Source organism: Pseudomonas sp. MDV22-iso1 (genome assembly GCF_058145095.1).
This window is the reverse complement of the sequence record NZ_JBYVMF010000015.1, coordinates 90,169-101,889: the sequence shown is the minus strand read 5'-3', so window position 1 is coordinate 101,889 and position 11,721 is coordinate 90,169. Positions and strand designations below refer to the sequence as shown.

13 protein-coding genes are annotated in these 11,721 nt (G+C 59.5%); 7 read left to right on the top strand and 6 right to left on the bottom strand.

Annotated elements, in window-relative coordinates:
- Positions 1–73: 73 nt before the first annotated feature.
- The 3 genes from tag to AC3ZVB_RS17890 all read left to right on the top strand — a co-directional run bounded on the left by tag (position 74) and on the right by AC3ZVB_RS17890 (position 1,959).
- Positions 74–631, top strand: a complete 558-nt coding sequence (gene tag, locus AC3ZVB_RS17900; protein ID WP_162437599.1) for a DNA-3-methyladenine glycosylase I — start codon at positions 74–76, stop codon at positions 629–631.
- Positions 632–671: 40 nt separating this feature from the next.
- Entirely contained in the window at positions 672–1,559 is an 888-nt protein-coding gene (locus AC3ZVB_RS17895; protein ID WP_162437598.1) for a lysophospholipid acyltransferase, read from the top strand.
- Positions 1,560–1,719: 160 nt separating this feature from the next.
- Complete coding sequence (locus tag AC3ZVB_RS17890; RefSeq protein ID WP_162437597.1) at positions 1,720–1,959, top strand: PilZ domain-containing protein; 240 nt, start codon at positions 1,720–1,722, stop codon at positions 1,957–1,959.
- Here AC3ZVB_RS17890 and AC3ZVB_RS17885 read toward each other — a convergent pair whose 3' ends face one another.
- Genes AC3ZVB_RS17885 through def form a run of 5 tightly spaced genes read right to left on the bottom strand, consistent with a single transcriptional unit; the run spans position 1,960 to position 6,552 of the window.
- A complete protein-coding gene (locus AC3ZVB_RS17885; RefSeq protein WP_490147299.1) occupies positions 1,960–2,274 on the bottom strand; it encodes a tetratricopeptide repeat protein in 315 nt (104 codons plus the stop codon). It lies immediately after the preceding gene.
- Between the two features lie 53 nt (positions 2,275–2,327).
- The gene (gene trkA / locus AC3ZVB_RS17880; protein ID WP_162437595.1) at positions 2,328–3,701 is read right to left on the bottom strand and encodes a Trk system potassium transporter TrkA; all 1,374 of its coding nucleotides are present in this window, start codon (positions 3,699–3,701) and stop codon (positions 2,328–2,330) included.
- 20 nt (positions 3,702–3,721) lie between these two features.
- Positions 3,722–5,032 (bottom strand): 16S rRNA (cytosine(967)-C(5))-methyltransferase RsmB, encoded by a 1,311-nt coding sequence (gene rsmB / locus AC3ZVB_RS17875; protein WP_162437594.1) that lies wholly within the window; start codon positions 5,030–5,032, stop codon positions 3,722–3,724.
- A complete protein-coding gene (fmt, locus tag AC3ZVB_RS17870) occupies positions 5,029–5,988 on the bottom strand; it encodes a methionyl-tRNA formyltransferase (RefSeq protein WP_162437593.1) in 960 nt (319 codons plus the stop codon). Before fmt ends, rsmB begins: the two co-directional genes overlap by 4 nt.
- A 57-nt stretch (positions 5,989–6,045) precedes the next feature.
- Positions 6,046–6,552 carry a peptide deformylase gene (gene def / locus AC3ZVB_RS17865; RefSeq protein WP_162437592.1) on the bottom strand — a complete coding sequence of 169 codons (507 nt, stop codon included), beginning with the start codon at positions 6,550–6,552 and terminating at the stop codon, positions 6,046–6,048.
- 167 nt (positions 6,553–6,719) lie between these two features.
- Here def and AC3ZVB_RS17860 point away from each other — a divergent pair, with 167 nt between their 5' ends.
- The 3 genes from AC3ZVB_RS17860 (at position 6,720) to tsaC (ending at position 9,537) form a co-directional block, all read left to right on the top strand.
- The gene (locus AC3ZVB_RS17860; protein ID WP_490147298.1) at positions 6,720–7,745 is read left to right on the top strand and encodes a LysM peptidoglycan-binding domain-containing protein; all 1,026 of its coding nucleotides are present in this window, start codon (positions 6,720–6,722) and stop codon (positions 7,743–7,745) included.
- A gap of 79 nt (positions 7,746–7,824) precedes the next feature.
- On the top strand, positions 7,825–8,925 hold the full coding sequence (dprA, locus tag AC3ZVB_RS17855; protein ID WP_490147297.1) for a DNA-processing protein DprA: 1,101 nt from the start codon (positions 7,825–7,827) through the stop codon (positions 8,923–8,925).
- A gap of 54 nt (positions 8,926–8,979) precedes the next feature.
- The gene (gene tsaC / locus AC3ZVB_RS17850; protein ID WP_162437589.1) at positions 8,980–9,537 is read left to right on the top strand and encodes an L-threonylcarbamoyladenylate synthase type 1 TsaC; all 558 of its coding nucleotides are present in this window, start codon (positions 8,980–8,982) and stop codon (positions 9,535–9,537) included.
- Positions 9,538–9,649: 112 nt separating this feature from the next.
- On the opposite strand, the gene AC3ZVB_RS17845 is transcribed toward tsaC, so the two are convergent.
- A complete protein-coding gene (locus AC3ZVB_RS17845; protein ID WP_162437588.1) occupies positions 9,650–10,627 on the bottom strand; it encodes an NADPH:quinone reductase in 978 nt (325 codons plus the stop codon).
- Positions 10,628–10,799: 172 nt separating this feature from the next.
- Here AC3ZVB_RS17845 and hemF point away from each other — a divergent pair, with 172 nt between their 5' ends.
- The gene (gene hemF, locus AC3ZVB_RS17840; protein WP_162437587.1) at positions 10,800–11,714 is read left to right on the top strand and encodes an oxygen-dependent coproporphyrinogen oxidase; all 915 of its coding nucleotides are present in this window, start codon (positions 10,800–10,802) and stop codon (positions 11,712–11,714) included.
- The last annotated feature ends 7 nt before the right edge of the window (positions 11,715–11,721 follow it).

Genomic DNA, 11,721 nt, shown 5'->3' with positions numbered 1-11,721 from the left:
CCTGTTTCTTGGGCTGCGATTTAAAGAGCGGGAGTATACCCGATTCGGTCCTGCGCACGCCCCCTGGAGCCTTATGCCACGCTGCTTTTGGTGTTCCGAAGATCCGCTGTACATGGCTTATCACGATCAGGAGTGGGGCGCGCCGCTTCGCGATGCGCAGGGATTGTTCGAGTTGCTTTTGCTCGAAGGGTTCCAGGCCGGCCTCTCATGGATCACCGTGCTGCGCAAACGCGAGCGTTATCGCGAGGTGCTGTTCGGCTTCGACGTCCAGCGCGTGGCGCAAATGAGCGATGCGGAAATCGATGAGCTGATGCTCGATCCGGGGATCATTCGCAATCGTCTCAAACTCAATGCTGCCCGGCGCAATGCCCAAGCCTGGCTGGCGTTGGAGGACCCGGTGGTGTTTCTCTGGTCTTTCGTTGGCGGTACGCCAGTGATCAATCATTTTAAGGATCGCAGCGAAGTGCCAGCGGTGACCCCGGTCGCCGTGGAAATGAGCAAAGGCTTGAAAAAGGCCGGATTCACGTTCGTCGGACCGACCATTTGTTATGCGCTGATGCAGGCCTCGGGCATGGTCATGGACCATACCCAGGATTGCGATCGCTACGCGACGTTGGCGAACGGCGGTTAGAATGACCGCCTCGCGCACAGCACAAGATCAGGAGTGACCTGTGGATAAGTTTAAAGGCGCCTTGCTGGTAGGCGCTCTGCGGTTGTTTGCCCTGCTTCCATGGCGGGCAGTGCAGGCAGTGGGTTCGGCGATTGGCTGGATGATGTGGAAAACCCCTAATCGTTCCCGTGACGTGGTGCGGATCAACCTGGCCAAGTGTTTTCCGGACATGGACCCGGCCGAACGCGAGCGCCTGGTTGGCCAGAGCCTGAAAGACATTGGTAAGTCCCTGACGGAAAGCGCCTGCGCTTGGATCTGGCCGGCTCAGCGCTCCATCGATCTGGTGCGTGAAGTCGAAGGTCTCGATGTTTTGAAGGACGCCCTGGCGTCGGGTAAAGGCGTGGTCGGCATCACCAGTCATCTGGGCAACTGGGAAGTGCTGAATCACTTCTATTGCAGCCAGTGCAAGCCGATTATTTTTTATCGCCCGCCAAAATTGAAGGCGGTGGATGATTTGCTGCGCAAGCAGCGGGTGCAACTGGGTAACCGCGTAGCGGCCTCCACCAAGGAAGGTATTCTCAGTGTCATCAAGGAAGTGCGCAAAGGTGGTGCAGTGGGTATTCCGGCTGACCCGGAACCGTCCGAATCTGCCGGAATCTTCGTGCCCTTCTTCGCCACCAAGGCCCTGACCAGCAAATTCGTGCCCAACATGTTGGCCGGGGGCAAAGCGGTCGGCGTGTTTCTGCATGCCCTGCGGCTGCCGGACGGCTCAGGCTATAAAGTGATTCTCGAAGCCGCGCCGGAGGCCATGTACAGCACAGACACCGAAACGTCTTGTGCCGCCATGAGCAAAGTGGTCGAGCGCTATGTAGCGGCTTATCCAAGCCAATACATGTGGAGCATGAAACGCTTCAAGAAGCGGCCGCCAGGTGAAGAACGGTGGTACTGACATAATTGGCACGCTCTGTGGATAACCTGTAGCAGCAATGCTTGCACGCGAAGACTTCATTAAATTCAACGCGGGTGTTGGATGGCATATCGCCTCGCGGGCAAGCTGCTCCTACAAAAAAACTCAGTTATCCACAACCCGGTTAATAAGGGCGCAGAAGATGTCCGAACACCGCAAATCGTTTCGCATCAAGATCATTCACGACAGCTTCGGCGAATGCCTCGGCCAGACCCGCAATCTGTCGACCACGGGTGTCTACGTCAAGCATCCGCGCCTGTCGTCGTTGCCCAAAGGCGCGGTGGTTTATGGCCAGGTGCAGGGTTTACCCACAGGTGCGCCGCGAGTGCGCATGGAAGTGGTGCTGGTAGATGCCGATGGCATTGGCCTGCGCTATCTCTGATTACTGAGCCTGACGCTCAAGCTTCTTCAGAAACACCGTCATCTCCTTTTCCGCCTGCTTGTCGCCATGGGCGCGGGCGGCTTCGATGCCATGTTCCCATGCCTGACGCGCAGCCGGAAAGTCCGCCAACGCCAGCCAGGCTTTGCCCAACAGCTTCCATGCCGCCGAATATTTGGGGTCGAATTCGACACAGCGCTTGAAATGCTCGGCCGCCTTGGCGTTTTCGCCCAGATCCAGATAACCCTTGCCCAGGCCGAAGCGCAGCAAGGCGTTATCCACACCCTTGGCGAGCATCTTTTCCAGGGATTCGATCATGGTTAGCACCTCTTTATGCAGATCGTTCCCACGCAGAGCGTGGGAACGATCTGTTAGAAAAAGCTCAGCCCCACGTGAAACAGCTTCTCCACGTCGCGAATATGCTTTTTATCCACAAGGAACAGAATCACATGGTCGCCCGTTTCGATCACCGTGTCGTCATGGGCAATGATCACTTCTTCATCACGAATGATTGCCCCGATAGTCGTGCCCGGTGGCAGGCCGATGTTCTCGATGGCCTTGCCAATCACTTTGCTCGACTTTGCATCGCCATGGGCAATCGCCTCGATGGCTTCCGCCGCCCCCCGACGCAATGAATGCACGCTGACGATATCGCCGCGACGCACGTGGGCGAGCAAGGTGCCGATGGTGGCCAGCTGCGGGCTGATGGCGATGTCGATATCGCCGCCCTGGATCAGATCCACGTAGGCCGGGTTGTTGATGATGGTCATCACCTTCTTCGCACCCAGACGTTTAGCCAGTAGCGAAGACATGATGTTGGCTTCGTCGTCGTTGGTCAGGGCCAGGAAGAGATCTGCGTCTGCAATATTTTCTTCGAGCAGCAAATCGCGGTCCGAGGCGCTGCCCTGCAACACGACCGTGCTGTCCAGAGTGTCGGACAGATGGCGGCAGCGGGTCGGGTTCATCTCGATGATCTTGACCTGATAGCGGCTCTCGATGGCCTCGGCCAGACGCTCACCGATTTGCCCGCCACCGGCGATAACGATGCGCTTGTAGGTTTCATCAAGGCGGCGCATTTCGCTCATCACCGCGCGAATGTTCGCTTTGGCGGCAATGAAAAAAACTTCGTCATCCGCTTCGATCACGGTGTCGCCTTGGGGCAAAATCGGTCGGTCACGACGGAAAATCGCAGCGACGCGGGTTTCCACATTCGGCATGTGCTCACGCAGTTGCCGCAGTTGTTGACCCACCAAAGGTCCGCCGTAGTAAGCCTTCACGGCCACCAACTGCGCCTTGCCTTCAGCGAAGTCGATTACCTGCAACGCGCCCGGATGCTGGATCAGACGCTTGATGTAATTGGTGACCACTTGTTCCGGGCTGATCAGCACGTCCACCGGAATCGCTTCGTTGTCGAACAGTTCGGCGCGTGTGAGGTACGCGGCTTCACGGACACGGGCAATCTTGGTCGGCGTATGGAACAGGGTGTGGGCAACCTGGCAGGCCACCATGTTGGTTTCGTCGCTGTTGGTCACGGCCACCAGCATGTCGGCGTCGTCCGCGCCGGCCTGACGCAGCACCGTTGGCAGCGAGCCGCGGCCTTGCACGGTTCGAATGTCCAGCCGATCACCGAGGTCACGCAGGCGTTCGCTATCGGTATCGACCACGGTGATGTCGTTGGCTTCGCTGGCCAAGTGTTCCGCCAGCGAACCGCCGACCTGCCCTGCGCCGAGGATGATGATTTTCATCCAGTCACTCCTTAAACCGGTTAACCGCGCGCGGCGGCGATCTTGATCAGCTTGGCGTAGTAGAAACCGTCGTGCCCACCTTGCTGCGCCAGCAATTGGCGACCATGGGGCTGCTTGATGCCGGCCGCTGTGGCGAGATCCAGCTCGCGGGCACCTGGTGTGCGAGCCAGGAAAGCCTCGATCACTTCGGTGTTCTCAGTGGGTAGCGTGGAGCAGGTGGCGTACAGAAGAATTCCGCCCACTTCCAGGGTGATCCACATGGCGTCCAGCAACTCGCCCTGAAGGACCGCCAATGCTGCGATGTCGTCGGGTTGGCGAGTCAGCTTGATGTCCGGGTGGCGACGGATTACGCCAGTCGCCGAGCACGGTGCGTCGAGCAGGATGCGCTGGAACGGCTTGCCGTCCCACCAGGTAGCCGTGTCACGGCCGTCGGCAGCGATCAGTTCCGCGCTCAGTCCCAGGCGTGCAAGGTTTTCCCGCACGCGCACCAGGCGCTTGGCTTCCAGGTCTACGGCCACGACTCCTGCAAGTGCAGGCTCGGCTTCAAGAATGTGGCAGGTCTTGCCCCCCGGTGCGCAGCAGGCGTCGAGTACTCGTTGGCCCGGGGCGAGATCCAGCAGATCGGCAGCCAGCTGTGCCGCTTCGTCCTGCACGCTGATCCAGCCTTCGGCGAAACCCGGAAGACTGCGCACGTCGGCCGCTGCGTCGAGGATGATGCCGTCCTGGCTGTATACGCACGCGCTGGCAGCAATGCCGGCGTCACTCAGCAAACCGAGATACGCGTCACGGGAGTGATGGCGGCGGTTGACCCGCAGAATCATCGGTGGATGAGCGTTGTTCGCGGCACAAATCGCTTCCCATTGTTCAGGCCAGAACGCCTTGAGGGATTTTTGCAGCCAGCGCGGATGCGCGGTGCGCACTACCGGGTCGTGTTCCAGTTCAGCCAGCAACGCTTCACTTTCGCGTTGGGCGCGGCGCAGCACGGCGTTGAGCAAAGCCTTCGCCCACGGCTTTTTCAATTTGTCGGCGCAACCGACGGTTTCGCCGATGGCCGCGTGGGCCGGGACGCGGGTGTAAAGCAGTTGGTAGAGACCGACCAACAACAACGCTTCGACATCGGCGTCTGCTGCCTTGAAGGGTTTCTGCAGCAGCTTGGCTGCCAGTGCGGACAAACGCGGTTGCCAGCGAGCGGTTCCGAACGCCAGGTCCTGGGTGAAACCACGGTCGCGGTCTTCAACCTTGTCCATCTGCGTCGGCAGCGAACTGTTGAGCGAGGCTTTTCCGTTCAGAACAGCAGCCAGTGCCTTGGCGGCGGCCAGACGCGGGTTCATTGAGCGTCCGCCACTTGACCAAGCACCGTGCCGACGGCGAATTTCTCACGACGGCTGTTGAAGAAGTCGCTGAAGTTCAGCGCCTTGCCGCCGGGCAATTGCAGACGGGTCAGGCACAGCGCCTGTTCACCGCACGCGACGATCAAGCCATCTTTGCTGGCACCGAGAATTTCTCCGGGTGCGCCCTTCCCTTCGACGAGGCTTGCGGCCAGCACTTTCAGTGCTTCGCCATTGAGCGTGCTGTGGGTAATCGGCCACGGATTGAAGGCGCGAACCAGGCGCTCCAGTTCAACGGCTGGGCGGCTCCAATCGATGCGTGCTTCGTCCTTGTTCAGTTTGTGCGCGTAGGTGGCGAGGCTGTCGTCCTGCACTTCGCCGACCAGCGTACCGGCAGCGAGACCGGCAATCGCCTGCAGGACTGCCGGTGGGCCAAGTTCAGCCAGACGGTCGTGGAGACTGCCGCCCGTGTCCTGCGCCGTGATCGGTGTAATGGCTTTGAGCAGCATTGGCCCGGTATCGAGGCCCAGTTCCATGCGCATCACGGTCACGCCACTTTCGCTGTCGCCGGCTTCAACGGCACGCTGGATCGGTGCCGCTCCGCGCCAGCGCGGCAGCAAGGACGCGTGACTGTTGATACAACCCAGACGCGGAATATCCAGCACCACTTGCGGCAGGATCAAACCGTAGGCCACCACCACCAGCAAATCCGGCTTGAGCGCGGCCAGCTCTGCCTGAGCGTCTTCGTTGCGCAGGGTCGGTGGCTGCAACACCGGAATCTGGTTTTCCAGCGCGAGCTGCTTGACCGGGCTTGGCATCAGTTTTTGCCCACGGCCCGCCGGACGATCCGGCTGGGTGTAGACCGCAACGATCTCGTAAGGGCTGTCGAGCAGGGCCTTGAGGTGTTCGGCGGCGAATTCCGGGGTGCCGGCAAAGACGATGCGCAGTGGCTCAGTCATGGGAGCAATCTCTGAAAAGAAAAAGGCTTGCCGCAGCAAGCCTTTGAAAGGAGGGCATCAAGCGTTCTGGCGATGGAGCTTTTCCAGTTTCTTCTTGATTCGGTCGCGTTTGAGGTTGGACAGGTAATCAACGAACAATTTGCCATTGAGGTGGTCGCATTCGTGCTGGATGCACACGGCGAGCAGGCCTTCGGCAATCAGTTCGTATGGCTGGCCGTCGCGATCCAGGGCCTTGACCTTGACCTTCTGTGGGCGATCGACGTTTTCGTAGAAGCCTGGTACCGAGAGGCAACCCTCCTGATACTGCTCCATCTCGTCGGTCAGGGATTCGAACTCGGGGTTGATGAACACCCGGGGTTCCGTGCGGTCTTCGGAGAGGTCCATCACGACGATACGTTTGTGCACGTTGACCTGGGTCGCGGCGAGGCCGATGCCTGGCGCTTCATACATTGTTTCAAACATGTCGTCGACCAACTGACGCACTTCGTCGTCCACTACGGCCACAGGTTTGGCGATAGTGCGCAGGCGCGAGTCGGGAAATTCGAGGATGTCTAAAATGGCCATAAGCTTATTTGCTGCACGTGTGAGGTAAAGTCGGGTCGATGGCCTGGCGGGTCCGAAGATGCAGGCTACCGTTGTGAAGCGTAGCTCCCTTTTCTCTCAAGAGTCGGGAGCGAGCCACGAGGGCTCTGGCGTTTCACGCGAACGCACATAATAAAGGGATTCACCGCATGAGGAAATCACTACTCGCCCTGCTCCTTCTGGCTTCGGCCGGTTTGGCACATGGGCAAGTGCAACTCAGGGAAGGTTTTCCACAGCAATACACAGTGGTGGCTGGAGACACACTCTGGGACATATCGGGAAAATTCCTCCGTGAACCGTGGAAATGGCCAGATCTGTGGCAGGCCAATCCCCAGATCGAAAACCCCAATCTTATTTATCCCGGCGATTCGCTTTCGCTGGTCTACGTCAACGGCCAGCCGCGCCTGACCCTCAATCGCGGGGCCTCCAGGGGCACCATCAAGTTGTCGCCGCGCATCCGCAGTTCGCCGGTGGCGGAGGCCATTCCGAGCATTCCACTGCAGTCGATCAACAGCTTCCTGCTCAGCAATCGCATCGTCGACAAGGCTGAAGACTTCGACAAGGCGCCCTACATCGTCGCTGGCGATGCGGAGCGCGTGCTCAGTGGCAACGGCGACCGGATTTTCGCTCGCGGCCATTTCGATCCGAACCAGCCGGTGTACGGCATCTTCCGTCAGGGCAAGGTCTACACCGATCCGGACAGCAAGGAATTTCTGGGCATTAACGCGGACGACATCGGCGGCGGCGAGATTGTGGCCACCGAGGGCGATGTCGCTACCCTCGCCGTGCAACGCACCACGCAGGAAATACGCCTCGGTGATCGATTGTTCAGCGGCGAAGAACGATCGATCAACTCGACGTTCATGCCCAGCTCGCCAAAAAGTGAAATCAACGGCTTGATCATCGATGTGCCACGCGGCGTCACGCAGATTGGCGCGATGGATGTGGTCACGCTCAACAAGGGTCAGCGCGATGGTCTGGCGGAAGGCAACGTCCTGGTGGTGATGAAAACCGGTGAAACCGTACGGGACCGGATCACTGGCCAACCCTTGAAAATCCCCGATGAGCGTGCCGGTTTGCTTATGGTATTTCGCACCTACGACAAGCTCAGCTATGGATTGGTCCTGAATGCATCGCGCTCTTTGGCGGTGATGGACAAGGTGCGAAATCCTTAGTCTGCTCCACAAGTTACCAACAGAGTTATCCACAGCTTATTCCCGTTTGAACGGGGCTCATAACGATCAAGGATGATCCATGAAACTGCCAGCCGTGACATCAGTATCCCCGGCGGAACTGGAAGCCCGTTTACGCCTGCACCGTTTGCCTGAACTCGGTCCTGTGCGATTCAAGAAACTGCTCGAAGCCTTCGGTTCGGCGTCCAAAGCGCTTGGCGCGCCGGCGAGTGCCTGGAAGTCCCTGGGTTTGCCTTTTGCTTGTGCAGAGGCTCGTCGAGCCGTTGAAGTTCGTGACGGCGCCAGTCATGCATTGGCCTGGTTAGAGCGTCCGGGCCAGCATTTACTGATGTGGGACCAGCCTGACTACCCGGCGTTGCTGGCCGAAATCAGCGATGCGCCTCCTCTGCTGTTCGTGGCAGGTGATCCGGGCATTCTGGAAAAGCCTCAGTTGGCGATGGTGGGCAGCCGTCGCGCATCACGTCCGGGGAGGGACACGGCCGCAGCGTTTTCTCGAAGCCTGGCCGGGGCCGGTTTTGTGATTACCAGTGGCCTGGCGTTGGGGATTGATGCCGCGGCGCACCAAGCGGCGGTCGATGTCGGTGGTCGAACGGTCGGGGTACTTGGCACGGGTCTTGAAAAGTTTTATCCACAGCGCAATCAACGCCTGGCGGATGCCATGATTGCGTCGGGCAGCGCGGTCGTTTCGGAGTTCCCGCTGGACGCCGGACCCACCGCCAGCAACTTCCCCCGGCGCAACCGAATCATCAGCGGTTTATCCCTCGGCGTGCTGGTGGTCGAGGCGAGTGTTGCCAGCGGTTCGTTGATCACCGCGAGACTGGCAGCGGAGCAAGGTCGCGAGGTGTATGCGATTCCAGGATCGATTCATCATCCCGGTGCCAAGGGATGTCACCAACTGATCCGCGACGGTGCGGTGCTGGTTGAAACCATTGAGCACATTCTTGAAGCGTTACGCGGCTGGCAACAATTGCCGTTGTCTCCAGAGACACCGCCCGTGAGTCATCCATTGCTTATCCTGCTCCATGCGGCGCCGCACACCAGTGAGGCGCTATCCATCAGCAGCGGCTGGGCTTTGCCGAAAGTGCTGGCTGCTTTGACGGAGCTGGAAATGGATGGCAGGGCCGTTTGTGAAAGCGGGCGCTGGTTTGCGCGGGTGAGCTAGGTTTTACAGGGAAGAACGGTAAACTGCGCAGAGCCTTATTCCGGAGAGTTTTTCATGGTCAACAGTTGGCGTGTGCAACAAGCCGCGCAAGCCGTTCGCGCAGGAGCGGTCATTGCCTATCCAACCGAAGCGGTGTGGGGTCTGGGATGCGATCCGTGGGACCAACAAGCGGTACAGCGGCTCCTGATGATCAAGGGTCGGTCCATGGAAAAGGGACTGATTCTGGTGGCCGACAACATTCGGCAGTTCGACTTTCTTTTCGAAGACTTCCCAGAGCTGTGGATGGACCGCATGGCCAGCACTTGGCCGGGCCCTAATACCTGGCTGGTGCCGCATCAGAACCTGTTGCCCCAGTGGATTACCGGCGTGCATGAAACCGTGGCGCTGCGCGTCAGTGATCACCCGCAGGTCAGGGATTTGTGTTCGCTGGTCGGGCCGTTGGTGTCGACCTCGGCAAACCCGCAAGGCAGGCCGGCGGCGCGTACGCGGATTCGAGTAGAGCAGTATTTCCGTGGGCAGGTTGATCTGGTCCTGGGCGGAAACCTCGGCGGGCGCAAGAACCCGAGCGTCATTCGGGACCTGGCCACCGGGCATGTTGTGCGCCCGGATTGAGACCGAGTCATCGTTCATCGCTGGCAAGCCAGCTCCCACAGGATTTTGGTCGTCCACATAGCATGTTTACGACACTGAATCCGTGGGAGCTGGCTTGCCAGCGATGGCGTCTTCAAGGCAACAGGACAGTCGAACCCGTGGTACGTCGCGCTGACAACTCCGTCTGCGCCTTCGCCGCATCGGCCAAGGAATATTTCTGGCTGATATCCACTTTCAACTTCCCGCTGATGATCATCTCGAACAGCTCGTCCGCCATGCGCTGCAGGTTTTCGGCGTTGTTGGCATAAGTGGCGAGCGTGGGACGGGTCACGTACAGCGAACCCTTCGCCGACAAAATCCCCAGATTCACGCCGTCTACCGCGCCCGACGCATTGCCGAAACTCACCACCAGGCCGCGAGGCGCAGCGCTGTCGAGCGACGTTAGCCAGGTGTCCTTGCCAACACCGTCATACACCACCGGGACTTTTTTGCCGTCGGTCAGTTCCAGCACGCGCTGCGCTACGTTTTCGTGGCTGTAATCAATGGTCGCCCAAGCGCCATTCGCCTTCGCCAAGGCGGCTTTTTCCGGGGAGCTGACGGTGCCGATCAACTTCACTCCCAAGGCTTTGGCCCACTGGCAGGCCAATGAACCCACACCACCCGCGGCAGCGTGGAACAGAATGGTCTCGCCACTCTTGAGGTCATAGGTTTGGCGCAGCAGGTACTGGACGGTCAGTCCTTTAAGCATCACTCCGGCTGCCTGTTCGAAACTGATCGCATCAGGCAGGTGCACCAGATTGGCTTCCGGCAGTACGTGCAGATCGCTGTAAGCGCCCAATGGGCCGCTGCCGTAGGCCACTCGATCACCGACCTTGAAACGGGTGACTTCACTGCCGACTGCCTCGACCACCCCCGCGCCTTCTGCGCCCAGGCCCGATGGCAGGGCCGGCGGTGCATACAGCCCGCTGCGGAAATAGGTGTCAATGAAGTTCAAGCCGATGGCCTTGTTGGCCACGCGGACTTGCTGCGGGCCGGGTTCGGCGGGTTGGTAGTCGACGTACTCGAGCACTTCTGGTCCGCCGTGGGCGCGGAACTGGATACGTTTTGCCATCAGAACTCTCCTCAGGTCTTGGCTACGAGTGTTGTAGCGCAAAGCAGCCTATCGAACTCCCAACCTTGATCTTCGTCAACTGCGGTTGAACAGGGTGCGGTGTTATCCTACGCAGCAATTTGCCGCCGGCCATTAGTGCGCCGCGTAGCTTTGCCCGATTCAAGGTGATGACATGACGACCCGCACCGAGGCCGTAAAAGCCTATCTGCTCGACCTGCAAGACCGCATTTGCGCTGCTTTGGAAGCCGAAGACGGCGGTACGCACTTCGTCGAAGACGCCTGGACCCGGACGGCCGGCGGTGGCGGCCGTACCCGAGTGATTGAAAACGGGACGGTCATCGAAAAAGGCGGCGTTAACTTTTCCCACGTGTTTGGTAGCGGTCTCCCACCGTCTGCCAGCGCTCATCGACCAGAACTGGCCGGTCGTGGCTTCGAAGCGCTCGGCGTGTCCCTGGTGATCCACCCGCACAACCCGCATGTACCGACTTCCCACGCCAACGTGCGCTTTTTCATTGCTGAAAAAGAAGGAGAGGAGCCGGTCTGGTGGTTTGGTGGTGGCTTCGACCTGACTCCTTACTACGGCAATGAAGAAGACTGCGTGCACTGGCACCGCGTTGCCGAGCAGGCGTGTGCGCCGTTCGGCCCGGATGTTTATTCGCGCTACAAGGCGTGGTGCGACAGCTACTTCCACATCAAGCATCGCCATGAACCGCGCGGTATCGGCGGCCTGTTTTTCGATGATTTGAACGAATGGGATTTCGACACCAGCTTCGCCTTCATGCGCGCTATCGGTGACGCGTTCATCGACGCGTACCTGCCGATCGTTCAGCGCCGCAAGAACGATGCATTTACTGCCAGGCAGCGCGAGTTCCAGGAATTCCGTCGTGGCCGTTATGTCGAGTTCAACCTGGTCTACGACCGCGGCACGTTGTTTGGCCTGCAATCTGGGGGGCGTACCGAATCGATCCTCATGTCCCTGCCTCCGCAAGTGCGCTGGAGCTATGACTGGAAGGCCGAACCGGGTAGCGAAGAAGCACGCCTGACCGAGTACTTCCTGCAAGACCGCGATTGGTTGGCCAAGGCCTGAAGGAGCA